Origin of the sequence: Nocardia sp. JCM 34519.1, assembly GCF_020361265.1 — a bacterium.
In the GTDB taxonomy this organism is placed as follows: Bacteria; Actinomycetota; Actinomycetes; order Mycobacteriales; family Mycobacteriaceae; genus Nocardia; species Nocardia arthritidis_A.
Genome location: NZ_JAIRBR010000001.1, coordinates 519,154 through 543,684, shown reverse-complemented (window position 1 = coordinate 543,684; position 24,531 = coordinate 519,154). Strand labels below are relative to the sequence as shown.

Below are 24,531 nucleotides of genomic sequence, written 5' to 3'. Positions count from 1 at the left end.
GCCCGGCTCAAGAGCGTGGCTTGCGCCGTTCGAATCGCTTGACGCTGTCGCGGTCGCGGCGCGGGCCGCGGCTGAGCGTGCGGTGCTGGGGCGGTCCCTGATCGAGTTGCAGCTGAATCAGTACACCGCTGATCCTGGTGCGGCGCAATGCTTCCAGCGTTTCCGCCGGCAGATGCGCGGGCAGTTCGACCAGGCTGTGGTCGGGCCGGATGCTGATATGCCCGAAGTCGCTGCGGCGCAGCCCGCCCTCGTTGGCGATGGCGCCGACGATCGCGCCGGGCACCACCCGGTGCCGCTTGCCGACGCTGATCCGGTAGGTCGCCAGCTCCGCGCCGGTGCCGCGGTGATGCGACCGCTCCTCGTCCTCGAAGCGGCGGGCCGGACGCTCCCGCGGAACCCGTTCCCGGCGTTCCGGTTCCGGTTCGGGCTCCATGAAGAAGTTGTCGCCGTCGTACGATCCGACCGCGAGCGCCGCCGCGATATCCACCAGCGGGATATTGTGCTCGCGCTCGTAATCCTCGATCAGCTTGCGGAACAGCGCGACATTCGCCGATGCCAGATTCTCGGTGATGGTGTCGCCGAATTTGGTCACCCGCTGCGCGTTGACGTCCTCGACGCTCGGCAGCTGCATTTCGGTGAGCGGATGCCGGGTGGCCCGCTCGATCGACTTGAGCAGGTGCCGCTCCCGCGGCGCGACGAACAGCAGCGCCTCGCCGCTGCGCCCGGCCCGGCCGGTACGCCCGATCCGGTGCACGTATGACTCGGTGTCGTGCGGGATGTCGTAGTTCACGACGTGCGAGATGCGGTCCACATCGAGACCGCGGGCGGCGACATCGGTGGCCACCAGGATGTCCAGCGCGCCCGCCTTCAGCTGGCCGATGGTCCGCTCCCGCTGCGCCTGCGCGATATCGCCGTTGATGGCGGCCGCCGAGAAACCGCGCGCCCGAAGCTTTTCGGCCAACTCCTCGGTGGCCTGCTTGGTGCGCACGAAGATGATCATCGCCTCGAACGACTCGACCTCGAGTATCCGGGTGAGCGCATCGAGTTTGCGCTGATGCGACACCTGCACCCAGCGCTGGGTGATGTTGGTGTTGGTGGCGGTCTTGGCCTTGACCGTGATCTCCACCGGCTCGCGCAGATACTGCTTGGAGATCTTGCGGATGGCCGACGGCATGGTCGCCGAGAACAGGGCGACCTGCTTATCCGCCGGGGTGTCGGCGAGGATGCGCTCGACATCCTCCTGGAAACCCATCTTCAGCATCTCGTCGGCCTCGTCGAGCACCAGGTACTGCAGCTGCGAGAGGTCGAGCGTGCCCTTCTCCAGATGATCGATGACGCGACCCGGCGTGCCGACCACCACCTGCGCGCCGCGGCGCAGACCCGAAAGCTGCACACCGTAGCTCTGGCCGCCGTAGATCGGCAGCACATGGATACCGGGCAGATGCGCGGCATAGCGGCCGAACGCCTCGGCGACCTGGATCGCGAGTTCGCGGGTCGGCGCGAGCACGAGGGCGCGGGGGGACTTACCCGACGCCTGGATTCCCATCAGGATCGGGATGGCGAACACCGCGGTTTTGCCGGTGCCGGTCTGCGCGAGCCCGACCACGTCGTGGCCCTCCAGCAGCGGCGGAATGGTGGCGGCTTGAATCGGCGACGGCGATTCGTAGCCGACATCGGCGATGGCCGCGAGGATGCGGTCATCGATCCCGAGATCGGCGAAGGAGGGGCCGGACGTCTCCTGGTTCTCGTCGCCAGGAACGCTGTCGACCTCATTGGTACTCATTGACCAGGAGTTTACTGCCTGGTCGTGGTCGGCCCGGTCACCGGCCCAACTCGATGAGACCTAGGCAACTCGAAGGGTGGTCCACGCATTGCCCCGATTCGCGATTAGCGGCCGCTCGGCGGAGTAGCGTTCGAATGGATGATCTATACCGATCGGGTGTCCGCCGGGCGTGCGCTGGGTAGTGAACTCGAACACCTGCGCGCGGCGATTCCGCTGGTGCTCGGATTACCGCGCGGCGGGGTTCCGGTGGCGGCCGGGGTGCGCGAGGTGATCGGCGGCGATCTCGACATCCTGCTGGTGCGCAAACTCGGTGTGCCGTGGCAGCCGGAGCTCGCGATGGGCGCGATCGGCGAGGGCGGGGTCCAGGTGCTCAACTCGGATGTGTTGGCGCACATCGACGTAACGCCGGAGGAATTCGCCGAGATCGAACAGGCCGAAATGCTGGAGCTCGAGCGGCGGCGGGAGGTGTTGCGCGGCGATGCCAAACCTCTCGCCATCGCCGGGCGCACCACGGTGATCGTCGACGACGGCATGGCGACCGGCGCGTCCGTCGCGGTGGCCTGCCGGGTCGCGCGGGCACAGCGGCCGCAACGGTTGGTCGTCGCGGTCCCGGTGTCGTCGGCCGAAGCGCTGCAACGGGTTTCGGTGGAGGCGGACGAATTGGTCTGCCCGCTGGTGCCGCGCTCGCTCGGCGGAGTCGGCATGGCATATCGCGACTTCCACCAACTCGACGACGACGAGGTACGTGCGCTGCTCGCCTAGAGCTCGATGAGGCCGGTGCGGTGCCGCTGCGCGAGCGCGGCATAGAAATCGGTGTTGGTCTGCACCCAGCGCAGCGCCGAACTGCCCGGCTCCAACGTCTTTTTCACGGTCGCGGGAGAGCCCGCCGCCAGCACACCATCGGGGATCACCGCACCCGGCTGCACGAGCGAATGCGCGGCGAGCATGCTGCCCGCGCCGATCTTCGCCCCGTCGAGCACCGTACTTCCGTTCCCCACAATGGATTCCGGGCCGACGGTGGCGCCGTGCACGACGACGCTGTGCGCGACGGTCGCGCCGGCACCGATCTCGATCGGCCCGTCCGGCGGCACGTGCAGCACCGAATTGTCCTGCACGTTAGCCCTTTCCCGGATGATGATGGGGGCCAGATCCGCGCGCAACACCGCGCCGTACCAGACGGACGCGCCCGCCTCGACGCGGACATCACCGATCAGCGTCGCGTTGGGCGCGATGAATGCGGTCGGATCCACTTGCGGGCGTTTGCCTTCGAACTCATATAGGGGCACGCGTCCACCGTAACGGCGATCAGTGGGTTTCGGGTTCGCGAATTACCACTGCTCGGCGTATTGCACGCTGCGCGCCGCCGCCGTGACCATCGGCCGCAGCACCGCGGTGAACGCCTCGGCGCCGACCGGGGTGACGTCGACGTCGGCGCCGGTGCGCACCGCATAGCGGCCGTCGCCCGCCACATCGATCCAGCACAGCACGCCGAATGGGCGCAGTTCGTCATCGCGGCGCACCGAGACCACCAGCTGCCCGATCCCGTCGCGCGGCTGTTTGAGCAGCCTGCGGATGCGCGCCGAAACCGTCGGCCCGGACACCGGAACCGTCACCAGATCGCGGCTGTCCTCGTTGACCTTGGCCAGCGGCGCGGTCAACCGCTCGGTGCCGCCGGGCACATTCTCCGGCAGCGTCGAAACAACCCGGGCCGGAAGGGTTTTCGCGCCGCCGACATACAGCCGCACCTCGCCGCCGCGATCGGGCTCGGCGCCGGGGCGCTGCGCGGCGACCACCGCGATATTGCCCGCCGCCGCACCGAGCACCCGGACGGGGCGCACCTCCGATTCGGCGCCGCGCTCGCCGAATACCTCGACGCATACGGTCGGATTGGCGAGAACCCGCAGCGCGGCTTCGACATCCGCGTCGACCATTTCGTCGCACCACGCATTGAGTTCGGGCAGCTGCGCCTCGCGCTCGGCGGTGTCGCGTGCGGACCGCCGGACGGCGAGCGGATACGGAATGCGGTCGCCATCGGTGCGGGCCCAGGCCAGCGCGAACTGATCCGGGGTGAAGGTCCAGTTCACTCCAGTTCGGTCCACTCACCTAGCACCGGCGGCGTGGTGGGATCCAGCGCGCCGATCAGTTCGGTGCTCTCGTCGGCGGGTTCGAGGTAGTCGAGATCGTCGTCGATCCAGTGCAGTTCGTCGTCCTCGTCCTCCGCGCGGGCCGCTCGCGCCGCGGTGGCGGCGACGCTGGGGCCGGAACGCGGCGGCGCCTCCGCGGCGGCGAACGCGCCGCCCATCAGGCCGCCGACGGCGCCCGCGCCGACACCGGTGACCGTATCGGTGGTCGAGTTGGAATCCGAATCCCGTTGCCGCTCATCGCGTTTGCGCTTCTCATCGGTGGAGGTGCTCGCAGCGCGGGTCGCGGCGAAGGCCGGTTGCGCGTCGGTGGGCGTCGTTGCGCTCGATCCGATGGATGAAACCGGTTGCGGGGCAACGGTTTCGGTCACGGCGACGGTGGTGGGAACCGTCGAGGTGGACGATGCGATTCGGGTAGTGGCCGGAACGGTCGCCGGGTCGGCGGCTGCCGGGTGCGCCGGATCGATCGCCGAAGTGGCTGTCGCGGGGGCGGTTTCGATGATCGCGGTGGGTTGTGTCGCGGTAGCCGTCGCGGGCCGATCGGCCTGCGGTTCGGGTGCGGCGACCACCGGCGTTTCGCTGGGCTGTGTACCGGAGATCAGCGAAACCGTTTGCGTCGCAGGATTTTCCGCGACCGTGCGCTTCTCGCCGGTCGACGGCTGCTCCGCCGGGCTCAGCGTCTCGTCCGCGAACGCGGGCACCCCGGTGCCGGTCGGGATGAACGCCGACGCGTAGATGGTGTCCATCGCCCGCACCACATCCTGGCGGGCGCTCTCGGCGGACTTCTGGATGCCCGCGTTGGCCGTCGCCGCGGACGGATTCAGCAGGGCCGCCGACAGATCCGGGCGGGCCGAATGCGGCTGCGGCACCGCGGCACGCAGCGCCTCCGCGGCATCGCCCGCCTGGCCGAGGCGCTGCGCGACCGTCGCCATCACATCGGCGAGCCGCTGGCCGCTCTCCTCGAACGAACGCACGGCGGCAACCGCCTTCTCGGCGGCGGCTCCGCGCCAGCCGTCGGCGATCGCCGACCGGATCTCGGTGTGCGCGTCCGTCACCGCCTCGGCCAGCCCGACTGAGGATCCGTGCCAGGCCTGCTGACCCGCGGTGAGCACCGACGGATCCATCAGCTGCACCTTCTTGTGGATCTCCGCGTGCGACAGGTTGTCGAACTCCTCGACGGTCGGTGCGTACTCCGGATCCACGAACTGGTTCGTTCCCCGCTCCTTGGTGCGCGGCAATTTACGCATTGTCGGCTCCCGTCGCCTTGACCGCACTCGCCAGCTGACCGTCGGCCCGGTCGTACGCGGCCGCCGCCGCGCGGAACGTCTGGGCCAGCGCCCGCGCGGCATCGGCGTAATCACGCAGATGCGTTATCGCGCTGTCCGCCTTCGATTCGAAGCCGCCGCGCAGCGCGTCACCCGAGGCGAAACCGCCGAAACCGGGTAGGGATGTCGCTCCGCTCAGCACGCGGATCTGGGCCTCGACCCGATCCGCGAGCTGTTCGTAGCGGGCGGCGCAGCGCTCGTGCGCACCATCGGCGACCAGCACGCCGTCGATCCACAGCTGGCCATCGTCGACCGCCTTGTTCAGTGCGGCAACATCGTTCGTCTGCACCTGCCGTCCCCCTTCTCCGATTCGTGCTCAGTTCACGGGTGTCGAGCCAACCCCACGACCGTGCCCCGCATCCACTCCGCGATGTCGGCGGCGACCCGCGCATGCACCGGTTCGTGCAGCAGATCGTGCCCGGCGTCGGCGTACTCCAGAAAACTTACCCAATCATGCCGCCGAGTCCAGACCTTCATCGCATCAATCGGTGCGCGACGGTCCTCCGCGCCGTGCACCGCCAGGATCGGCAGGCTGCGCGGCAGCGGCGTGCCGGGCGCCCCGGGCACACCACCGCCGAGCGCGCGCTTCGGCACGCCGGACAGCACCAGACCCGCGACCGTATCCGGTGGGATGCTCGGGTGCACCGGATACTTGCCCTCTACCGCGCGTAGATCGGTCGCGCTCGTCCGATCCGGGACGGCGGCGCCGAGCAGTCCGAGCGCGGTGACCGCGCCCAGCGAATGACCCATCAGGATCAGCGGGCGGCCCGGATTCGCCAGCCGGGCCAGTTCCACCAGATGTAGCGCGTCGGCCACCAATTCGGCCAGGGTGCCCGGATTGTTCGGATCGCCCTCGCTCAGTCCGTGGCCCGCGGTATCCAGGGCCCACATCTCGATTTCGGCACCGGTGAGCGTGCGCGCGAACCGGTGATAGTGGCTGCTGTGCTGGCCGAGACCGGGCAGGAGAACCACGACTGCCAGGTTGTTTTCGACCGGCCAGCGCCGATAGTGCATACGGCCGCGAGCGCCGTCGAAGTAGAGCATCCCCGGATCTTGCCAAAGAGTGTGTGTTACAGGGGACTTCATGTAATTCCCGATTCTGTTACCGACGGGTCGGGTTGCGTACCTCCTATGCTCGATGGATGTTGCGAACGGACTTCACCGAATTGCTCGCGCTGCGGCACCCGATCGCCTGCGCCCCGATGGGCGGCGTCGCGGGCGGCGCGCTGGCCAGTGCCGTCGCCGAGGCGGGCGGTCTCGGCATGATCGGCGCGGGAACCAGCGCCGACCGGGACTTCCTGGAACGCGAACTCGGTTTGATCAGCACCGAAAAGCCTTGGGGTGTGGGCTTTCTCACGTGGGGGCTGGATATGCCGACGGTGGCTAGGGCCCTCGAATCCCGGCCCGCCGCCATCATGCTGTCCTTCGGCGATCCGAGTCCGTACGCCGAGGCCGTCCACGCCGCGGGTGCGAAGCTGATCATCCAGGTCACCGACCTCGACGAGGCCAGGCGCGCGCTCGACGTCGGCGCGGATCTGCTCGTCGCGCAGGGTGGTGACGCGGGCGGGCATGTCGGCCGCAAGGCCATCGGCACCCTGTCCTTCGTGCCATCGGTGGTCGATCTCGCCGCCGGTGTTCCGGTGCTTGCCGCGGGCGGGATCGCCGACGGGCGCGGTCTCGCTGCCGTGCTCGCGCTCGGCGCCGCGGGGGCGGTCATCGGCACCCGGTTCGAGGCCAGCTTCGAGGCGGTGGTGACCGCAGAGGTGACCAAGGCGCTGCTCGACGCGCACGGCGCCGACACCGAACGCAACACCGTCCTCGATATCGCCCGCGGCTCGGCCTGGCCCGACCGCTATCCCGCCCGCACCCTGCGCAACACCGTCATCGACCGCTGGCAGCACCGCGAGGACGAACTCCGCGCCGACACCGCGGCACTGGCCGAGCTGCGCGCGGCCATCGACCGGGAGGATCCGGACGCCATGCCGATCTGGGCGGGGCAGGCGCTCGGGCTGATCACCTCGGTGGCACACGCGGACGAGATCGTGCATTCGATCGCGGCCGAGGCGGAGCGGATCTTGGCCCGGGTCAACGGGTTTCGCGTCGAGTAGCGCGGTGCAACCGCGATGCAAGGGTCGCGCAAGTCCGGTGCCCGACCTTGGTCGACATGACGATAACCGCAACGGATTTGGTCGATCGCCTGCAGATCGGTGAACTGCTCAGCCGGTACTACGACGTAGGCTGGCGGCTGCGTGAGTTGTCGCTCCGGATCACCTGGCGCACCGGGGCGACGCCGGTTCAGGTCGATCCGCGGAAAGATCTGTGACAGTGCGCGAGCAGCGGGTGCGGTAGGGGAGTTCCAGTACGTCCCGGTCTTTCAGGTCCGGGTGGGTGTGCAGGAGTTCCGTCACTTCGGCCAGGACATGTTCGCGCTGTTGAGGTTCCATGGTGATGACGTAGCTGCGCGAGGCCACCAGGTCGAGTAGGTCGGCGCGGGACAGCTGGTAGGTCCATTCGAAATCGCGGCGTTCGATCGGTGCGAAAGGCGTACCGACGCAGGGGTTTTCGCTGCCCATATCCTGCTCTATGCCCCGGTGCATGATTCGGCCCAGTTCGGCGACCCAATCGTGGCGCTCGTCGCGGATGTTCCAGACCAGGCCGAGTTGTCCGCCGGGGCGCAGGATCCGGGCGATTTCCGGAACCGCGACAGCGACATCCACCCAGTGCCAGGCCTGTCCGACCACGACGGCGTCGACCGCGTTGTCCGGCAGTGGAATTCGTTCTGCGCTACCGGCATGGATCGGTACGTCCGGGTGCGCGTGCCGGAATTCCGTGCGCATACCCTCCGATGGTTCAACCGCGACCACATCGAATCCGGTCGCCAGTGCCGCGCGCGTCAGCTGGCCGGTCCCCGCGCCGAGATCCAGCACCAGACCGGCCTGCGGCGGTATCAGCCACTGGACGGCTTCGGGTGGATACGACGGCCGCGCCTTGGCGTAGGCGGCGGCCGCGTCTCCGAACGAATTCGCCTGGGACAGTCGGCTTTCCATCACCGTACGCCACTGCCCGAACCAGTCGGCGAACCACGGATGCCGCGCCGCGAGCGGCAGGATGAACTCCACCGTTTCGGCGAAATACGCTGCGCGCTTGGCCGGGCGCGGATGGGTGTGCAGGCGTTGGACATTGCTCAGCCGGTCGGCCAGTTTCACCAGCACCGCGTCATCGGGCGCCGCGGCGAACCGTTTCAGATAGGCGGACTTCTCCTGTGCCGGGTCGCGCGTCACCCAGTACACGAGTTCCGCTGGGCCGTCGCCGAATTCGGCGCGGACCTCGGCCAGGGTCACCGGGGTGTCCTCGACCACATCGTGCAGGGCCGCCGCCACCAGCAGGTCCGGTTCGATCCGGCCTACGCCGTCCACCAGCACCGCGACCGCCTCGCGCAGATGCTCCACATACGGTTCGCCCGCAGGCCGGGTCTGCGCGCCGTGCGCCCGCTGCGCGAAGGCCAGTGCCCGGGCGACGATCTCCGCTGTGTCCTTTGGCAATTGGCGTTGCCAGTCGGTGTCGAAGGTGCGATAGGTCATGGGCTCCCCCTCCTGAGGTCATGCGATGAGCGGCCGAACCTGCTCGCCGGCGAACCGAACGAATCCGGCCGGGTCCGGTTCGTCCGGCGTCGGTTCGAGGATCACCGTATCGGCACCCGCCTGCACCCACCGGGCGACCGCGTCGGCGACCGCGTGCGCATCACCGACGGCGCTGAGACCGTCGATGGTGTCATGACCCATCCGCCGCAATTCGGTCGTCACGCGGTCGGTAGCGTCCGGTCCGGTGGCGGTCAACAGTTGGACGACGAACGAGAACTCTCCACGGTATTCGCCTGCGGCACGGCCCTTCTCGACCAGTTCGACAATGCGAGGCATATCGGCCAGCGGGGTGCCCGACATCAGGATGACGCCGTCGGCCACCTCCCCGACCAGCTGGAGCGTGCGCGGTCCGGTCGCCGCGCCGATCACCGGCGGAGCGGCGGCCGGCGGCCAGCCGAGGGCCACATCGTCGAGCCGAATATAGCGGCCCTGCACGGTGACTCGCTGTCCGGCAAGTAAATTCCGCAGTGCGTCGACGTATTCGCGCAGCAGCGTGATCGGTGAGCCGACTTGGGCGCCGACCTGACCCATCCACCACTGCACACCGTGACCCACTCCCCAGATCGCCCGTCCCGGGAACATCCGCTCCAGCGTTGCGATCTCCATCGCCGTGATCGCGACATTGCGCAGCGGCACCGGGAGCACGCCGACACCGATTCGTACGCGCTCGGACCAGGCCAGCGCGGCGGCGGCGGTGGAGACGCCGCCCTCGTCGAAACAGTCCTCCCACAACCAAAGTTGTTCCAGGCCTGTCGAATCGGCTACGTGCACCACCTCGCGCAGTAGTTCCGGCGGATTTTGTGGACGGAATACAGCCCCCAGACTTGTCATACCGTCATCGTGACAGCCCGCGTCGATGCGGTCGACCGGATTTCGCGCGGGTCAGTTCGGTTCCTCGGTGGGGACGCCTGCCGCCGCGGTGGTGGCGAAAAGGTTTGCGGTGATAGTTGTCCCTTACTTCAACGTGTATGCGGTATCGGACACGGTGAATCCGTGCCCATCGCCGGTGTCGCAGCTGACGCCGGTCTGTTCGTGAATCACGCACTGCGTCTGGGCGACACGCAGGACGGTGTTGTAGGGCAGGACCTTCGAATCGTCACCGGCCGAAGGCGAACAGGCGTGAACGAATTTGGCCTTGGCTCCGCGCGATACGGAGATCGTATTGGGTCTGATCATCCGGCCCCCGCAATCGCGGAGCACCGGGATTTTCGGCGGGAACCGTCCGTTGCAGCCCACAAAATCGTCGAAGATGCCGCACATGAACTTTCCGCTCGGAGACTTGAAGGTTATGCCGTAGCCGGTCTTGTAGCCAGGGGCGTTCGCTGACATATCGGGCATTGATTCGGTATGGGCGGGCGCGAGCGACGTGCTCGTCGCCGATGTGGCAGGCGCGGAATCGGAATGCGCGCCGGATCCGCATCCGGCGGCCAATCCCAGTGACGCCAGGGCGATTCCGATTCCAATCGGCCGTGCCGCCGCGCGTGGTGACAGCGCGTTGAATGTCATCACTTGAATGTCACGGTGAGCCCCTTCCTTGTCAATCACAAGTTCTTGTTATCGCCGCGACCGGAAATCGCCGAATCAACCCGCCCCCGAATCTTCCGCAACTCCGCAATAAGCTCCCCGGGCCCCACCACCTCGAACCCAACCCCCAACCCGATCAACCGATGAGCCAACCACTCCATCGAATCGTCCCGCCGACCATCCAACAAACAAATCCCGTCGTCGACCGCGACGATATCCCCTTCCCGATCGCCCAACCGTCCCGCAACCTGCCCGACCGGCGCGTGAATGAATACCCGAACCCGCACCATTTTCGTTCCCCAATCACTCCGTGCCCCACCGACGAACGCCGCCGCGTTCGCCGCGGGCAACTCCCGGGGAACGAATCGCGCACCGGTAGCCTGCACCCCTGAAATCCGGTTGACCCGAAATGTCCGCCAATCCTGCCGGTCGACATCGAAACACACCAGGTACCAACGCCTTCGAGCGCACACCAGCCCTACCGGCTCCACATTGCGTCGACTTTCGGCTCCCGAACCCGACAGATATCCGAAACGCGCTCGCTCCCTGTTGGTTACCGTCGCCGCCAAGGCGACCAACACCTCGGGATCGACGACGGAACCATCCGATCCGGCCGCGACCGTCGCCGCACCGAGCACCCGGACCCGCCGCCGCAGCTTCTTCGGCAGCACCTGCTCCAGTTTCGTCAAGGCCCGCACCGATGCTTCCTCGATCCCGGCGATCGCCGAACCGGCCGCCATCCGCAACCCGACCGCGATGGCGACGGCCTCCTCGTCGTCGACCAGCAGCGGCGGCATGGCGGTTCCCGCGACGAGCCGGTACCCGCCCGCGGCGCCCATTGTCGCCTCGACCGGATAGCCGAGTTCACGGAGCCGATCGATATCGCGGCGGACGGTGCGGTCGGTGACGCCGAGCCGTTCGGCCAGCTCACTGCCCGGCCATTCGCGCGGGGTCTGGAGTAGCGAGAGCAGGTGCAGCAGTCGAGCGGGTGTTCCGTTCATGCGTCACAGAATTCCAGAAAACTAGGACATGAATGGTCCTATATGGTTTCTACGGTGGTAACCATGACGAACACAGCGATCCGCCCCTTCCGCATCGAGATCCCGCAGGCCGATATCGACGATCTGCACGACCGGCTGGCTCGCGCCCGCTGGTCGGCGCAACTGCCGGGGCAGGGCTGGGACCGCGGCGTTCCGGTGGCTTACCTGCGTGAGCTCGCCGAGTACTGGCGCACCGAATTCGATTGGCGCGCACAGGAAGCGGCGTTGAACGAACTTCCGCAGTTCCTGACCGAAATCGACGGCCTCGACGTGCATTTCGTGCACGTGCGGTCCGCGGAGCCGGATGCGCTGCCGCTGATTCTCACGCACGGCTGGCCGAACTCGTTCGTGGAATTCACCAAATCCATTGATCTGCTCGCGAACCCGCGGGCACACGGGGTGGAAGGCCAGGCGTTCCACGTCGTCATCCCGTCGGTCCCCGGGTTCGGCTTCTCCGCCGGGCCGAGGGAACTCGGCATGAACCCGCGCAAGGTCGCCGAGATGTGGGTTCAACTCATGGACCGTCTCGGCTACCGCAGGTACGGCGTGCAGGGCGGCGATCTCGGCGCGTACGTGGTGCAGGAGATGGCGATCGCCGCGCCGGACCGGATCGTCGGCGTGCACATCGACGCGGGCATCGGCATGCCGACGGCGGCCGATGTGCCGACGATGACCCCGGAGGAACGCGCCGAATGGGATCTCATGCAGCAGTGGATGACCGGGGTGAACCATCACGTGCTGCTGCGTCAGGCCCCGCAGACCTTCGGGCACGGCTGGACCGATTCGCCGGTCGGCCTGCTGGCCTGGCTGGTGCACAAATTCAACGAATTCGCGCCGCTGGCAGCCGATCTCGAGGATGCGTACGACCGCGACCACGTGCTGACGAATATCAGCATCTACTGGTTCACCGATACCGCGGCGACCTCGTCCTGGCCGATGTACAACGGCCTCGGCCCCGACGGATTCGCTTGGCCCGCAGGCCAAAAGCTGGTTCCGGTGGGCGTGTACGGGGGCGGCTCACCGCTGATGCGCCGACTTGCCGAGCGGGACAACATCATCGCGCACTGGCCGACCGGCAATACCGGCAATCACTTTGTGGCGATGGAACTTCCCGACGCGCACGCCGCCGATATCCGCACCTTCTTCGCGAAGGTGGCTCAGTTGCCCGCCTGACCCACCAGGCTGGCGGGCGGCGCGGACGGCGCCTTGCTCGGGCTCGGCGCGGCGGCGGGCGCGGGCTGGGCGGCCTGCGGTTCCGGCTGCGCCGCGGCCGGGGCGGGCTGGGCCGGCGCCGCGGACGGCGTCGGCGTGCCCGGGATGTGGACGTCGGGGCCGGGGAGGACGAGCGGCTTCTTGGTGTCCGGATCGATCGGCGGTGCGCTGGGCGGGGGCACGACCTCGACCGGCAGGTCCGGAACGAAGAAGGTGCCGACGGTCGGGGTCATCACGCAGAGCGTGTTGGGGTAGTTGATGGTGCCCCACATCGAGGCGAGCACGGTGCCGGGGCCGCTGTTCACCGTTTTGGACAGCGACGGCAGGTTGTATTGGGTGACATCGTCGAGCGGGTCGATGCCGCTGGCGCCGGTGTTCAGGTTGACCCAGCCGACGACGAGTCCGGACGAGATCGGCAGCCCGGGAGTCGCGGGGGCGGCGCTGAAGCGCAGCGTGCCGGGCCCGGGGGCCGAACCCTCGTCCAGATTCGGTCCGGTGGTGGTGACGGCCGCGATGGTGGTGGTGATCGGTCCGTTGCTACCGCAGCCGAAAGTCGGTGCGGCGTAAGCGAACGGTGCGAAGGCCGAGCCGATGTTCTGCAGCGCGGCGATATCGACCAGCTTGGTGTACTGGTTGAGCGCGGCGACGCCGGCCTGCTTACCGGGATCGGTTCCCGCGTCCTCGGCCAGCTTGGTCAGGCCTTTTTCCAGCGGTGTCGGCGGGGGAGCCGGGGCCGGTTCGGCCGCGGCCGTGCCGGAGAGGGTCAGAACCGCGCCGATGCCGAGAGAAGTAACCGCCGTCACGACGTGCGCGATGGTCCTGCCGTTCACCGTAACTCCTTGCTACCGAACACCCATGGGGCCGCCGACCCATGCCTGCCGAGAAGCTACCAGGTCGCTCGACTTTTCGCCCGTGCGAGGTCTCGAGTTGGCCACACCCGGATGTCGTCACCTGTGTGATCCTCGCGACAGTGACAAATTACCGAGGGGTAGGTTGGACTCGGACGTACGAGACACATTGGGAGTCGTGTATGAAAACAGCCCTGTCCCCCGACGAGGTGGCCTTCCGAGACGAGCTGCGCAGCTTCTACCGGACCGAGATCCCGTCCGACATCCGCGAACGTGCGAAGTACGGCCGTGAGCTGTCCCGCGACGACATCGTCACCACCCACAAGATCCTCAATGACAACGGCCTCGCCGTCCCCAACTGGCCCGTCGAATGGGGCGGCAAGGACTGGACGCCGATGCAGCGCCACATCTGGCAGGACGAGATGCAGCTCGCCTCGGTGCCCGAGCCGCTGACGTTCAACGCGCAGATGGTCGGCCCGGTGATCGCGCACTTCGGCTCGCAGGAACTCAAGCAGCGCTTCCTCCCGCCCACCGCGGCCCTGGATATCTGGTGGTGCCAAGGCTTTTCGGAGCCCGACGCCGGTTCGGACCTGGCCTCGCTGCGCACCACCGCGGTGCGCGACGGCGACTCCTACATCGTCAACGGACAGAAGATCTGGACCACATCGGCCCAGTACGCCGACTGGATCTTCTGCCTGGTGCGCACCGACCCGAACGCGCCGAAGAAGCAGGCGGGCATCTCGTTCCTGCTGTTCGACGTGAAGTCGCCGGGCGTGACCATCCGGCCGATCAAGCTGATCGACGGCGGCTACGAGGTGAACGAGGTCTTCTTCGAGAACGTCCGGGTGCCCGCCGATCAGCTTGTCGGCCAGGAGAATATGGGCTGGACCTACGCGAAATTCCTGCTCGGCAACGAGCGCACCGGCATCACCGGCGTCGGCCGCACCAAGGTCAAGATCGGTGTCGCGAAAGAGTATGCGGCGCAGGTCAAGACGGGGTCCGGCACGCTGTTGGCGGATCCGGTCTTCGCGGCCAGGGTCGCCGAATTGGAAAACGAACTGCTCGCGCTGGAGCTCACCCAGCTGCGCGTGATCTCCGATTCCGCCGATGGCAAACCGAATCCGGCGTCCTCGGTGCTGAAGCTGCGCGGCTCGGAGCTGCAGCAGGCCGCCACCGAACTGCTCCTCGACATCGCCGGACCCGACGCGCTGCCGGTCGGTGCGGACGAGATCGCCTCGCCCGCTTGGGCGCAGCGCTCCGGCCCCGGCTACCTGAACTATCGCAAGACGACCATCTACGGAGGTTCGAGCGAGGTGCAGCGCACCATCATCGCCTCCACGATCCTTGGATTGTGAGGCAGGACAATGGATTTCGAACTCACCGAAGAACAGGTCATGTTGCGCGACACGGTGCGCGAACTGCTGGCCCGCAACTACGATCCGGAGACCCGGCTCAAGGTCACCGACACCGAACTGGGTTGGAGCCGTGAGGTCTGGCGGCAGCTGGCCGAACTCGGCGTGCTCGGACTGAGTTTTGCCGAGGCGGACGGTGGTGTCGGCGCGGGTCCGGTGGAGACCATGGTCGTGCTGGCCGAGGTCGGCCGCAGGCTGGCGCCCGAACCGATCCTGGATGCCGTGCTGGTCCCCGGCGGCCTGATCGCCGCCGCGGGCAGTGCCGAACAGCGGCAGGCGATTCTGCCGGAGGTGGCGGCGGGCAATCTGCTGCTCGCCTTCGCGCACGCCGAGCCGGGGCTGCGCTGGCCTGCCACCGATATCACGACAGCCGCTGTGGCGCAGGGTGATTCGTACACGCTCACCGGTGTGAAGAATCCGGTGCCGCACGGCGACTGCGCCGACAAGCTGGTGGTGAGCGCGCGGCTGCCCGGCGGCGGAACCGGCCTGTTCCTGGTCGACGCCGCGGCCGCGACCCGCAAGCCGTACCGCACCCTCGACGGTCAGCGCGGCGCGCAGCTCGAATTCGCCGGTGCGCCTGCCGAATTGCTCGGCGCCGCGACCGATGCGAGCGCGCAGCTGGCGGCCGTCGAGGCGCTGGCCCAGGCGAGCCTGGCCGCCGAGGCGGTCGGCGCGATGGAGGAGGCGCTGCGGCTTACTTCCGAATATCTGAAGACCCGCAAGCAATTCGGCGTCACGCTATCGAAGTTCCAGACCCTCACCCAGCGGGCCGCGAACATGTATGTGTCGCTGGAGCTCGCGCGCAGCATGAGCCTGTACGCGACGGCCACGCTGGCGGACGGCACCGCCGACGCGGTGGTCTCGTCCCGGGCCCGCCTCCAGATCAGCCGTGCCGCACGGCATATCGGGCAGGAGGCGATCCAGATGCACGGCGGTATCGGTGTGACGGCCGAATACCCGGTGGGGCATTACGTGGCCAGGCTCACCGCGATCGAGCACACCCTCGGCGGTGCGTTGGAGCATCTGCGGGTGCTCGGCGACCGGGCGGGGGAGTATTCGCTGCCCGAACTGTGAGCGGCGGGCGGTGCGGGAGAGTTGTTGGCCCGCACCGCCTTTGCTTATCCCTGTATTGCTTATCCGTCGTCGCCGGAATCGTCGGCCGGGGCCGAATGGGTGGTCGGTCGCGGTGGTCGCGTCGTCGTTGTCGGGTGCGGCCGGGTGGTGCTGAGCGGTTCGTCCGACGTTGTCGTCGGGCGGGCCGGTGTGGTGGTCGTCGAATCGTCGCTGTCGGTCGGCTGACCCGGCTGCGGCGTGGTTTCCGTCGAGGTGGATGACGGCGGCACGGTGAACCCGGCGTTGAGGCGCGGCGCATTCGGCGCCATCTGCCAGCTGGGGGAGGGCGGGATGATGACCTTCGGCGCGGTGGAACTGGCATCGCTGTGCACCTGCGCGGCCGCCATGGCCGGGCCGTTCTTCAGTGGCGGCGGTGGCACGTAGGTGTCGTGCGAGCCGACGCCACAGGCGCCGATGAGGATCAAACCCGCGGAGACCGCGCCTACGGCTATAGCCGGACCGATGATCCTGGCCCTGCTGCTCTCCATGGGGTGACTCTCCTCGTGTGTTTCGGGGCTCACCTTAGTCGGCCGACCCGATTCAGACTTAAACATCCACAATTCAGATATCGAATTGATCTCGTTGGCGTGTCGTGGGCACGTGTCGTAGTAGAACTACCGGGACTAGTCGTAGCGTGTGTGATCAAAGTTACGCATGAGACGCCAGTGCCAAGATGAGGGACGCGTTGCTCGGTTCGCGCCGCGACGTTTGTCTGTACGGCGTCATCGAGGAGTAGATGATGGGAGCTTACTCGACTACCCCGCTGGAAGCCGCGAACGCGACAGCCGAATCGGCCGTGTCGAACGCGACCCAGCCCCAGGTGTCGAATCCGCAGGCGCGCAAGCTGTCCACGCTTATCTTGCGCATCGCCGGCTGGGTGATCTTCCTCGGCGGTCTCGTCGGCGCCGGCCTCGGCCTGGCCGGCCTACACGTCGAAATCACCGTCGCCGGACTGATTCTCGCCTGCACCGCAGGCCTGGTCCTGCTCAAACTCCGCGCAGAAAGCCACAGCACCACCTGATCTCGCATCGCGATGCGGATCCACATCACCACGGATATCGCGGAATTCCGTGCCGAATCGGCAGGGTTTCTTCTTCGAGACGTGCTGCGGCACACCATGATCAGCACGTCGGTGGTCAATACCGCCGCTGGGCTGGACCCGACTGGCGAGCCGATGTATCTGCTCACTGTGCGCTCCCGCGGCGAAGTGGTCGGTGTCGCCATACGCGCTCCGGGGCGTCCCATCTATCTCGGTGCGCTGCCGACCGCGAGCGTGCCCGCAGTGGCCGAAGCGCTGGCCGACGCGGTGCCGGACAGCGATGGCGTCGAGGGGACTGCCGATCTCGCAACGTCTTTCGCGCGGCGATGGTGCGCTCTGTCAGGTCAGGAGTATCACTGGTTCTATACGCACCTGCTGTACCGGCTGGGAGAGCTGCGCATCCCGGAGGTCGCCGGGAACCCGCGCCGGGCAATGGATGTCGACGTGCCACTGTGCTCTGGTTGGATAGACGCCATGCGCGCGGAGACCGGTATGCCCGGCCTGACCGCTGAGCAGATCCGCCGCCGCATCGCCGCGGGCCGCTGGTGGCTCTGGGAGCGCGACGGCCAGCCGGTAAGCGTTGCGGCGCACCAGCTCCCGGTGCAGGGGTGGTCGCGTATCGGGCCGGTGTACACCCCGCCCGAGGCGCGTGGTCAAGGTTATGCAAGCGCGCTTACCGCGCATATCGGGCGGGTTCTCCGTGGCGGCGATACCGACGTCTGCCTTTTCGCGGATGTCGCCAATCCCACCTCTAACAAGATCTACCGGGCAATCGGTTTCGAGCCGACCCACGAATTCGTGCGGTACGGGTTCTCGGTTACAGGGGTGCCTTTTTCCACCAGCTGAGCAGTTCGTCCGGGGACGAATAGTCGTGGCATACGAACAGGATTCGGTCCCTGTCGCCGCCGGAGAAGACCGTGAGGATTTGGTGGGATTTGCTGTCGGTCCACTTGTAGTTGGTGTAGGTCTTGCCGCCGTTGGTGTCGGTGCTCTTGGTGGCGCCGGAGGGTAAGCCCTTCAGGACGGATTGCAGGTCGTCGGTGGACTTGTAGATGACGAAGCGGTAGAGCGGATCGTCATTGTTGTTGCCGCCGGAGCAGATCCACTGCCATGCCCAGTTGCCGTAGTTCGGCTCACCGTCGAAGGTGGACGGTTTGAAGCTCGGGTCGGTGTTCCAGCAGCGGGCGCTGTCGAAGCCGGTACCGTCGTCGGCGCCCGCGGGCACCATGCGGGAGAACTGGGCGCTGATGGTTTTGGCATCGGCCGCGCCGGAGCTGCTCTTCACACCCGAGGTGGACTGTGCCGCAACGGAGCTCGTGCTCGAGGAGCCGTTGTCGCTGGCATTGCTCGAGCTGTCGGCCAGTGCGCCGATCAACGCGAGCACCAACACCAGCAACACGATGACGCCGATGCAGATGGCGATGATCAGGCCCGCATTCGACTTCTTCGGTGGCGGCGGCGGTGTGAACTGCTGCGGCGGCCGATGCACCGGGGGCTGGAAGTTGGTGGGCCCGTTGGTGTATGGGCTGGTCTGCGGCGGCCGCTGCGGCTGGGCCACCAGCGTCGGCGGCGGGTAAGCGCCCTGTCCGACAAGCGGATTCGATCCGCTGGACTGCGGGCCGAAGGTGGGATGCGGCTGACTGGTCTGCGGCGGTTGCTGATTGGGAATCGGCGGCCCGGTCACCGGACGCGGACCGACGACGGGTATGGCGGGCGCGCTGCGGTTGCCGAGCGCCTGCCTTGCGGCCAAAGCGAATTCGGTGCAGTTGGCGAACCGGTCGTCCGGGCGTTTGGCCATCGCCTTGGCCAGCACATTGTCCAGGGCGTATGGCAGACCGGGGCGGTGATTGCTCAGCGCGGGCGGCGGCGCCTGCAGGTGCCCCTGGATGACCTGTGCGGGATTGGTCGCCTGATACGGCCCGTTGCCGGTCATCAACCAGAACAGCGAGCAGGCCAGCGAGTACTGATCGGAGCGGTGATCGAGGGTGGCGCCGGTGAGCTGCTCGGGCGAGGCATAGGCCAGGGTGGCGGTGAAGGTGCCGGTCTGGGTCAGGTGGCCGGTGTCATCGCGCAGCCGGGCGATGCCGAAATCGGTCAGGTACACCCGCTCGCCTCGGCCGCCGCCGGAGCGGGCGAGCAGCACGTTCGCCGGTTTGACATCGCGGTGCAGCACCCCGACGCCGTGCGCGTAGTCCAGCGCGTCGGCGGTCTCCTTGATGATCTGCACGGCGCGTTCGGGCGGCAGCGTATGCGGATCCACCGATCCGGCGTCGATACCGTCGATGTACTGCATCGAGATCCACAGCTGGTCGTCCTCGAGCCCGCGGTCGTACACCGTGACGATATTCGGGTGATCGAGCTGGGCGACCAGGTCCGCCTCCCGTTCGAACCGCGCCCGTATTTCCTTGTCGAAGAACATCTCCCGGTTGAGCAGCTTGAGCGCGGTCATCCGCGGTAGCCGCGGATGTTTCGCCAGGTACACCGAACCCATGCCACCGCGGCCGAGCTGCCGTTCGATGACATAGCCCGCGAACACATCGCCGCTGGCCAGCATTTCTGCCCCACTTTCCGCCGCTCACCGGGACCCGCCGATGAACAGGCGTACCGCAAAAGGAAACGCGTGATCGCGACCCGACGACCACGGAAACATCGAAACCATAGCAGTTGCGCCGGTTCCCGAGGCCGCGGATCTCACCCATGTATCTCGCACCGCAACCGGGACGCAACACCCCTTACTTTCCGGTGTTGTCGGTGCCACTCATTAGAGTGGCCCGCATGCGCATAGGTGCTCATGTCAGACTCGACAGCGATCCGATCGGCTTCGGCGAGAAACTCGGCGCCGATGTCATCCAGATGTTCGTCGTCGATCCGCAGAGCTGGGATAAACCCGAACCGCATCCGCGGACCGCGGAAATTCTGGCCAGCCCGATCGATGTGGTGGTGCACTCCTCCTATCAGATCAATGTGGCCAGCTTGAACAACCGGTTGCGGATGCCGTCGCGCAATGCGGTGGCCCAGCAGGCGAAGGCCGCGGCCGAGCTCGGCGCGTTCGGCCTGGTGGTGCACGGCGGGCACGTCCGGTCCGATGCGGAGATCGAGGCGGGAATCGTCAACTGGCGCAAGCTGTTCGAGCGTCAGCAGGAGAAGGGCGGCTTCGCGGTGCCCATCCTGATCGAGAACACCGCCGGCGGAAATCACGCCATGGCACGGCATTTCGATTCGATCGCCCGGCTGTGGGACGCGGTCGGCGAATTCGGCGCCGGATTCTGTCTCGACACCTGTCACGCCTGGGCGGGCGGTGAGGAACTGGTCGGTGTCGTCGATCGGATCAAGGCCATCACCGGCCGGATCGATCTGGTGCACCTGAATTCCTCGCGTGACGAATTCAATTCGGGCGCCGACCGGCACGCCAATTTCGCCGACGGCACCATCGATCCGCAACTGCTCGCCGAGGTGTGCCGCACCGCGGGCGCGCCGGTGGTGCTGGAGACGCCGGCCGATGGCGTCGCCGAGGATCTGGCCTACCTGCGCGAACATATCGGCTGAGCCGGTTCTTCGGATCACGCCGACCGAAACCATGGTGGGCCTTGGGGTTTCGGTGGTGTGCTCGGCCGATGACGGCGGCAACGGTGACCAAACTCGGCGCGCATATCGGCGCCCGGGTCGACAATGTCCGGCTGGGTGGCGATCTGGACGCGGCGACCGTCGCGGTGATCCGGCGCGCACTGCTCGACCATCGGGTGATCTTCTTCCGCGAACAGGGCCACCTCACCGAGGACGGGCAGTACGAATTCGCCGAACTGCTCGGCACCCCGACCACGCCGCATCCGACGGTCACCTCGCACGGGGTCAAGAGTCTGGCCATCGATTCCCAGCACGGCCGGGCGAACAGTTGGCACACCGACGTCACCTTCGTCGACCGGATTCCGAAGGCGTCCATCCTGCGGGCGGTGCACCTGCCGCCCTACGGCGGCTCTACCACCTGGGCATCGACCGTCGCCGGATACGACTCGCTGCCGGAGCCGTTGCGGAAGCTGGCCGAAAGCCTGCGCGCGGTGCACACCAACGTCTACGACTATGCCGCCACCCATGTCGACCCGGTCCGGCCGAACGAATCGGCCTACCGCGCCGAATTCGAATCCAGCTACTTCGAAACCGAACATCCGGTGGTGCGGGTGCATCCGGAAACCGGGGAAAAGGCGCTGCTGGTAGGGCATTTCGTGCGGAACTTCGTCGGGCTGTCCACCGGTGAATCGCAGGCGCTGTTCCGCCTGTTCCAGGATCGGGTGACCAGGCTGGAGCACACCGTCCGCTGGAATTGGGCGCCCGGTGACGTCGCGATCTGGGATAACCGCGCCACCCAGCACTACGCCGTCGACGACTACGACGATCAGCCGCGCAAGCTCACCAGGATCACCCTGGCGGGCGATATCCCGGTCGGTGTCGACGGCCGGGCCAGCACGGTCATCGCGGGTGATGCCGAGCACTATTCGATCGTCGAGGAGATCTCGCTGCTCGCCTCGTAACGTGTGCGCCCGGACCGCCGAACGGCGCATGGTCCAAACTTGTCCGCATGAGTATTCGGCCGCTGGACGGTGTGCGCGTCCTGGAACTCGGCAATTACATCGCCGCACCCACCGCCGGGCGCATTCTCGGTGACTTCGGCGCCGAGGTGATCAAGGTGGAGCGACCGAAGGTCGGCGACGAGCTGCGCAACTGGCGGCTCTACGGCGGCGACACCTCGATGCTCTACCGCACCGTCAACCGGAACAAGAAGTCGATCACCCTCGATCTGCGCACCGAGGCGGGCCGCGATGTGGTGCTCGAGCTGGTGCGGCGCAGCGATGTGCTGCTGGAGAACTTCCGGCCCGGAATGTTGGAGAAGTGGGGGCTGGGGCCGGAGGTTTTGCAGGCGGCCAATCCGCGGCTGGTGCTCACCCGGATCTCCGCGTACGGCCAGACCGGGCCGCTGGCCGAGCGGCCGGGTTTCGCCGCGGTGGCCGAGGCGGTCGGCGGACTGCGCGAGCTGGTGGGCGATCCGGATCGGCCGCCGGTGCGGACCGGGGTGTCCATCGGCGATTCCATCGCGGGCATCTACGCGGCGTTCGGCACCGTGATGGCGCTGTTCCAGCGGGAGCGTGCCGCGGAGCCGATTCCGTTGCGGGAGCGGATCATCGATGTCGCCTTGAACGAGGCGATTCTGTCGGTGATGGAATCGCTGGTGCCCGACTATCTCGCATACGGCATCAAACGGGAGCGGGTCGGCGGGCGGATGGAGGGTATCGCGCCGAGTAACGCCTACCCCTGCGCCGACGGCACCAGCATCATCATCGGCGGCAACGGCGATGCCATCTTCCAGCGCTATATGGAGGTGATCGTCAGGCCGGACCTGGCGGCGGATCCGGAGCTGAAGGACAATGCGGGCCGCTGGCGCAACCGGGACCGTCTCGATGCCGCGATCGGCGAGTGGACGATCCGGCACCGCCGCGACGAAGCGCTGAAAATCCTGGAGGACGCCGCGATTCCGTGCGGTCCCATTTACACCGCCGCAGATATCGTTTCGGACGAACAGTACAAGGCGCGCAATATGATTCAGCAATTTTCGGTGGATGTCGGTGCGGCGGAACCGAAGACGGTCGGCTTTCCCGGTATCGTTCCGGTGATCGGCGGGCAGTCGCTGCCCATCCGGAATGTCGGACCGGATCTGGGCGAGCACACCCGCGAGGTGCTGTCCGGACTACTCGGTATGAGCGACAACGAGATCGACGCGCTGGAGGCACGATGATCCGCCATCGCAGGGAGCGGCGCAGGCCGGCCGGGCGCAGCGTCTGGGAGGTGCGCGCGCCGGGACATGTGCGTCCCACCGTGCACCCGAATCCGGCCGGTGGCCACGAAAAGCCGTGGGGCGGTGTGATGTGCGTGCCGCCGCAGCCGGGTGACGAGCGGGGCCGGACGCTGGGACCGGCCAGGGAGGACCGTTGAGCGCGCTGCTGCGGGACGTAACCCTGCGCGACGGACTGCAATTGACCGGCAAGGTGTTGCCGACCGAGCGCAAGGTGCGGCTGGTGCGGCGGTTGCTGGCGCTCGGCGTGCCCGCACTGGAGATCGGCTCGATGGCGCGGCCCGATCTGGTGCCGCCGATGGCCAACACCATGGAGTTGATCGCCGAACTGACACCCGAAGAGCTGCAACGCTGTTGGGTGTGGGTGGCGACGCCGCGGCACGTCGAACGGGCGGCCGCGGCCGGTGTGCGCAATTTCCAATACTGCTTCTCGGTATCGGACGCGCACAACCGGGCGAATATCGGCCGCAGCACCGAGGAGAGCCTGGCCGCCATGCCCGATGCGGTTCGGTTGGCGACGGCCGCGGGCGGCGCGATCCAGCTCTGTCTGGCAACGAGTTTCACCTGCCCGTTCGACGGTCCGGTGGATCCGGAGCGAGTGCTGGCCATTGCCAACGACTCCCGCGCCGATGGGGCGACCGATATCGTGCTCGCCGATACCCTCGGCCAGGCGCATCCGGCGCAGGTCACCGCGCTGGTGACGGCGGTGCGTGAGCGAACGCCGGTGCGGCGCATCGTTTTTCACGGCCATGACACCTGGGGGATGGGTGTCGCGAATACGCTGGCCGCCATCGCGGCGGGCGCGGCGATGGTGGACGGATCGCTCGGCGGTTTGGGTGGCTGCCCGTTCGCGCCGGGAGCGAGTGGCAATACCGCTAGCGAGGACATACTTTTCGCGACCAGGCCGGACTGGTTTACTCCGAGCACACTCGCCGGACTCGTCGGGCTCACCGAGGAGCTGCTGCCCGAGCTGGGCGAACCCAACCGGTCGCGGGCGGTGGAGGGGGCGCGCTCCAAGGCCGAGGCCTTCGAATGGGTGGTTCGGAACTGAGGATTTCGTTTGCTGGCGGGCTTATCACCTGTTAAGAAGCGCCTGGTGTGATCCAAATCTCACGATGGCTGAGAGTTAGCTGTGATCAACACGGTGTGACGGGGATGCAAACTTCGGTTGAACTACGGCGGTTTCCGGGTCGAATCCGATAGGGCACTACTGTTCAATTGTCCAGGTCGCCGCTCAGGTTGATGGCAAATCATTGGCTACCGGTGTGAGTCGGCCCGGATCCGCACCCGATTCGAGTGTTGCGAATTCGTGATACTCCTTGTGCGTCGGCGTGCACCTTCGACGCCGAACCACTGAAATAGGGGAGTAGCCACATGCAGAAGATCCGTACGTTCGGCCTGGTCGCCGCCGCGGCCGCCGCCATCGTCGGCGCGGGCGCCGGCCTGGCCTCGGCCCAGGGCCTCGAGCTCGCCCCGGCCGCGCCCGCCGCGGTCAACAGCCAGGTCGCGGACCCGGCCCCGGCGCCGACCGGCTCGTCCAACTTCGCCACCGGCCTGGCCAAGCTGCTCAGCTCGGGTAGCGGTGGCGTGACGCCGCTGCCGAAGTAATCC

The 24,531-nt window shown here is 67.3% G+C and carries 26 protein-coding genes and 1 pseudogene; 13 read left to right on the top strand and 14 right to left on the bottom strand.

Annotation, left to right across the window (positions count from 1 at the left end):
- Positions 1-7: 7 nt before the first annotated feature.
- Entirely contained in the window at positions 8-1,783 is a 1,776-nt protein-coding gene (locus LGY53_RS02620; protein ID WP_225725007.1) for a DEAD/DEAH box helicase, read from the bottom strand.
- A 138-nt stretch (positions 1,784-1,921) separates the two neighbouring features.
- Here LGY53_RS02620 and LGY53_RS02615 point away from each other — a divergent pair, with 138 nt between their 5' ends.
- Positions 1,922-2,545, top strand: coding sequence for a phosphoribosyltransferase (locus LGY53_RS02615; protein ID WP_225725006.1), 624 nt, complete (start codon positions 1,922-1,924; stop codon positions 2,543-2,545).
- On the opposite strand, the gene LGY53_RS02610 is transcribed toward LGY53_RS02615, so the two are convergent.
- From LGY53_RS02610 to LGY53_RS02590, 5 genes are read right to left on the bottom strand one after another with little or no spacing between them, the layout of a single operon-like run.
- Positions 2,542-3,069 carry a gamma carbonic anhydrase family protein gene (locus LGY53_RS02610; protein WP_167477577.1) on the bottom strand — a complete coding sequence of 176 codons (528 nt, stop codon included), beginning with the start codon at positions 3,067-3,069 and terminating at the stop codon, positions 2,542-2,544. The genes LGY53_RS02615 and LGY53_RS02610 overlap by 4 nt on opposite strands.
- 42 nt (positions 3,070-3,111) lie before the next feature.
- On the bottom strand, positions 3,112-3,882 hold the full coding sequence (locus LGY53_RS02605; RefSeq protein WP_225725005.1) for an ESX secretion-associated protein EspG: 771 nt from the start codon (positions 3,880-3,882) through the stop codon (positions 3,112-3,114).
- Entirely contained in the window at positions 3,864-5,171 is a 1,308-nt protein-coding gene (locus LGY53_RS02600) for a hypothetical protein (protein ID WP_225725004.1), read from the bottom strand. The genes LGY53_RS02605 and LGY53_RS02600 overlap by 19 nt, the downstream gene beginning before the upstream one ends.
- Positions 5,164-5,538, bottom strand: coding sequence for a hypothetical protein (locus LGY53_RS02595; RefSeq protein WP_225725003.1), 375 nt, complete (start codon positions 5,536-5,538; stop codon positions 5,164-5,166). The genes LGY53_RS02600 and LGY53_RS02595 overlap by 8 nt, the downstream gene beginning before the upstream one ends.
- Positions 5,539-5,570: 32 nt before the next feature.
- Positions 5,571-6,293 carry an alpha/beta hydrolase gene (locus LGY53_RS02590; protein WP_225725002.1) on the bottom strand — a complete coding sequence of 241 codons (723 nt, stop codon included), beginning with the start codon at positions 6,291-6,293 and terminating at the stop codon, positions 5,571-5,573.
- Positions 6,294-6,391: 98 nt separating this feature from the next.
- Between LGY53_RS02590 and LGY53_RS02585 the strand changes: the two genes are divergently transcribed.
- Positions 6,392-7,357 carry a nitronate monooxygenase family protein gene (locus tag LGY53_RS02585; protein ID WP_225725001.1) on the top strand — a complete coding sequence of 322 codons (966 nt, stop codon included), beginning with the start codon at positions 6,392-6,394 and terminating at the stop codon, positions 7,355-7,357.
- A gap of 159 nt (positions 7,358-7,516) precedes the next feature.
- Here the strand turns inward: LGY53_RS02585 and LGY53_RS02580 are convergent, their stop codons facing one another.
- From LGY53_RS02580 to LGY53_RS02560, 5 genes and pseudogenes are all read right to left on the bottom strand, one after another.
- Positions 7,517-8,299 carry a class I SAM-dependent methyltransferase gene (locus LGY53_RS02580; protein ID WP_225725666.1) on the bottom strand — a complete coding sequence of 261 codons (783 nt, stop codon included), beginning with the start codon at positions 8,297-8,299 and terminating at the stop codon, positions 7,517-7,519.
- 48 nt (positions 8,300-8,347) lie between these two features.
- Positions 8,348-8,830 (bottom strand): annotated as a pseudogene (locus tag LGY53_RS02575) (HD domain-containing protein); the annotation flags it as partial.
- Between the two features lie 18 nt (positions 8,831-8,848).
- A complete protein-coding gene (locus tag LGY53_RS02570) occupies positions 8,849-9,721 on the bottom strand; it encodes an LLM class flavin-dependent oxidoreductase (protein WP_225725000.1) in 873 nt (290 codons plus the stop codon).
- Between the two features lie 123 nt (positions 9,722-9,844).
- Positions 9,845-10,435 (bottom strand): hypothetical protein, encoded by a 591-nt coding sequence (locus tag LGY53_RS02565; protein ID WP_225724999.1) that lies wholly within the window; start codon positions 10,433-10,435, stop codon positions 9,845-9,847.
- Positions 10,432-11,415 (bottom strand): YafY family protein, encoded by a 984-nt coding sequence (locus tag LGY53_RS02560; protein ID WP_225724998.1) that lies wholly within the window; start codon positions 11,413-11,415, stop codon positions 10,432-10,434. The genes LGY53_RS02565 and LGY53_RS02560 overlap by 4 nt, the downstream gene beginning before the upstream one ends.
- Positions 11,416-11,478: 63 nt before the next feature.
- Here LGY53_RS02560 and LGY53_RS02555 point away from each other — a divergent pair, with 63 nt between their 5' ends.
- Complete coding sequence (locus tag LGY53_RS02555; protein ID WP_225724997.1) at positions 11,479-12,627, top strand: epoxide hydrolase family protein; 1,149 nt, start codon at positions 11,479-11,481, stop codon at positions 12,625-12,627.
- Here LGY53_RS02555 and LGY53_RS02550 read toward each other — a convergent pair.
- Complete coding sequence (locus LGY53_RS02550) at positions 12,612-13,496, bottom strand: hypothetical protein (RefSeq protein ID WP_225724996.1); 885 nt, start codon at positions 13,494-13,496, stop codon at positions 12,612-12,614. The two genes, LGY53_RS02555 and LGY53_RS02550, sit on opposite strands and share 16 nt — an antisense overlap.
- Before the next feature lie 200 nt (positions 13,497-13,696).
- Between LGY53_RS02550 and LGY53_RS02545 the strand changes: the two genes are divergently transcribed.
- Complete coding sequence (locus tag LGY53_RS02545) at positions 13,697-14,869, top strand: acyl-CoA dehydrogenase family protein (protein ID WP_225724995.1); 1,173 nt, start codon at positions 13,697-13,699, stop codon at positions 14,867-14,869.
- Between the two features lie 9 nt (positions 14,870-14,878).
- Entirely contained in the window at positions 14,879-16,000 is a 1,122-nt protein-coding gene (locus LGY53_RS02540; RefSeq protein ID WP_225724994.1) for an acyl-CoA dehydrogenase family protein, read from the top strand.
- A 59-nt stretch (positions 16,001-16,059) separates the two neighbouring features.
- Here LGY53_RS02540 and LGY53_RS02535 read toward each other — a convergent pair whose 3' ends face one another.
- Positions 16,060-16,527 carry a hypothetical protein gene (locus LGY53_RS02535; RefSeq protein ID WP_225724993.1) on the bottom strand — a complete coding sequence of 156 codons (468 nt, stop codon included), beginning with the start codon at positions 16,525-16,527 and terminating at the stop codon, positions 16,060-16,062.
- 248 nt (positions 16,528-16,775) lie between these two features.
- Here LGY53_RS02535 and LGY53_RS02530 point away from each other — a divergent pair, with 248 nt between their 5' ends.
- Both LGY53_RS02530 and LGY53_RS02525 read left to right on the top strand, forming a co-directional pair.
- Positions 16,776-17,060, top strand: a complete 285-nt coding sequence (locus tag LGY53_RS02530) for a hypothetical protein (protein ID WP_225724992.1) — start codon at positions 16,776-16,778, stop codon at positions 17,058-17,060.
- A gap of 81 nt (positions 17,061-17,141) precedes the next feature.
- Positions 17,142-17,924, top strand: a complete 783-nt coding sequence (locus tag LGY53_RS02525) for a GNAT family N-acetyltransferase (protein ID WP_225724991.1) — start codon at positions 17,142-17,144, stop codon at positions 17,922-17,924.
- Here the strand turns inward: LGY53_RS02525 and LGY53_RS02520 are convergent.
- Positions 17,896-19,632: a serine/threonine-protein kinase gene (locus tag LGY53_RS02520; protein WP_225724990.1), complete on the bottom strand. Its 1,737-nt coding sequence runs from the start codon at positions 19,630-19,632 to the stop codon at positions 17,896-17,898. The genes LGY53_RS02525 and LGY53_RS02520 overlap by 29 nt on opposite strands.
- Before the next feature lie 221 nt (positions 19,633-19,853).
- On the opposite strand from LGY53_RS02520, the gene LGY53_RS02515 reads away from it, so the two are divergent.
- From LGY53_RS02515 to LGY53_RS02490, 6 genes are all read left to right on the top strand, one after another.
- The gene (locus tag LGY53_RS02515; protein WP_167477560.1) at positions 19,854-20,624 is read left to right on the top strand and encodes a deoxyribonuclease IV; all 771 of its coding nucleotides are present in this window, start codon (positions 19,854-19,856) and stop codon (positions 20,622-20,624) included.
- A 68-nt stretch (positions 20,625-20,692) separates the two neighbouring features.
- Positions 20,693-21,604, top strand: coding sequence for a TauD/TfdA family dioxygenase (locus tag LGY53_RS02510; RefSeq protein WP_225724989.1), 912 nt, complete (start codon positions 20,693-20,695; stop codon positions 21,602-21,604).
- Positions 21,605-21,651: 47 nt separating this feature from the next.
- Positions 21,652-22,863 carry a CaiB/BaiF CoA-transferase family protein gene (locus LGY53_RS02505; RefSeq protein WP_225724988.1) on the top strand — a complete coding sequence of 404 codons (1,212 nt, stop codon included), beginning with the start codon at positions 21,652-21,654 and terminating at the stop codon, positions 22,861-22,863.
- Positions 22,860-23,060 (top strand): hypothetical protein, encoded by a 201-nt coding sequence (locus LGY53_RS02500; RefSeq protein WP_167477557.1) that lies wholly within the window; start codon positions 22,860-22,862, stop codon positions 23,058-23,060. The genes LGY53_RS02505 and LGY53_RS02500 overlap by 4 nt, the downstream gene beginning before the upstream one ends.
- On the top strand, positions 23,057-23,971 hold the full coding sequence (locus LGY53_RS02495) for a hydroxymethylglutaryl-CoA lyase (protein WP_225724987.1): 915 nt from the start codon (positions 23,057-23,059) through the stop codon (positions 23,969-23,971). The genes LGY53_RS02500 and LGY53_RS02495 overlap by 4 nt, the downstream gene beginning before the upstream one ends.
- 323 nt (positions 23,972-24,294) lie before the next feature.
- Complete coding sequence (locus tag LGY53_RS02490) at positions 24,295-24,528, top strand: hypothetical protein (RefSeq protein WP_225724986.1); 234 nt, start codon at positions 24,295-24,297, stop codon at positions 24,526-24,528.
- Positions 24,529-24,531: the final 3 nt, after the last annotated feature.

Excerpts from the sequence above, each read along its gene's own strand:
- LGY53_RS02620 (WP_225725007.1), bottom strand. The coding sequence starts at position 1,783 with ATGAGTACCAATGAGGTCGACAGCGTTCCTGGCGACGAGAACCAGGAG.
- LGY53_RS02615 (WP_225725006.1), top strand. The coding sequence starts at position 1,922 with ATGATCTATACCGATCGGGTGTCCGCCGGGCGTGCGCTGGGTAGTGAA.
- LGY53_RS02600 (WP_225725004.1), bottom strand. The coding sequence starts at position 5,171 with ATGCGTAAATTGCCGCGCACCAAGGAGCGGGGAACGAACCAGTTCGTG.
- LGY53_RS02590 (WP_225725002.1), bottom strand. The coding sequence starts at position 6,293 with ATGCTCTACTTCGACGGCGCTCGCGGCCGTATGCACTATCGGCGCTGG.
- LGY53_RS02585 (WP_225725001.1), top strand. The coding sequence starts at position 6,392 with ATGTTGCGAACGGACTTCACCGAATTGCTCGCGCTGCGGCACCCGATC.
- LGY53_RS02570 (WP_225725000.1), bottom strand. The coding sequence starts at position 9,721 with ATGACAAGTCTGGGGGCTGTATTCCGTCCACAAAATCCGCCGGAACTA.
- LGY53_RS02560 (WP_225724998.1), bottom strand. The coding sequence starts at position 11,415 with ATGAACGGAACACCCGCTCGACTGCTGCACCTGCTCTCGCTACTCCAG.
- LGY53_RS02555 (WP_225724997.1), top strand. The coding sequence starts at position 11,479 with ATGACGAACACAGCGATCCGCCCCTTCCGCATCGAGATCCCGCAGGCC.
- LGY53_RS02545 (WP_225724995.1), top strand. The coding sequence starts at position 13,697 with ATGAAAACAGCCCTGTCCCCCGACGAGGTGGCCTTCCGAGACGAGCTG.
- LGY53_RS02540 (WP_225724994.1), top strand. The coding sequence starts at position 14,879 with ATGGATTTCGAACTCACCGAAGAACAGGTCATGTTGCGCGACACGGTG.
- LGY53_RS02535 (WP_225724993.1), bottom strand. The coding sequence starts at position 16,527 with ATGGAGAGCAGCAGGGCCAGGATCATCGGTCCGGCTATAGCCGTAGGC.
- LGY53_RS02530 (WP_225724992.1), top strand. The coding sequence starts at position 16,776 with ATGATGGGAGCTTACTCGACTACCCCGCTGGAAGCCGCGAACGCGACA.
- LGY53_RS02520 (WP_225724990.1), bottom strand. The coding sequence starts at position 19,632 with ATGCTGGCCAGCGGCGATGTGTTCGCGGGCTATGTCATCGAACGGCAG.
- LGY53_RS02515 (WP_167477560.1), top strand. The coding sequence starts at position 19,854 with ATGCGCATAGGTGCTCATGTCAGACTCGACAGCGATCCGATCGGCTTC.
- LGY53_RS02510 (WP_225724989.1), top strand. The coding sequence starts at position 20,693 with ATGACGGCGGCAACGGTGACCAAACTCGGCGCGCATATCGGCGCCCGG.
- LGY53_RS02505 (WP_225724988.1), top strand. The coding sequence starts at position 21,652 with ATGAGTATTCGGCCGCTGGACGGTGTGCGCGTCCTGGAACTCGGCAAT.
- LGY53_RS02500 (WP_167477557.1), top strand. The coding sequence starts at position 22,860 with ATGATCCGCCATCGCAGGGAGCGGCGCAGGCCGGCCGGGCGCAGCGTC.
- LGY53_RS02490 (WP_225724986.1), top strand. The coding sequence starts at position 24,295 with ATGCAGAAGATCCGTACGTTCGGCCTGGTCGCCGCCGCGGCCGCCGCC.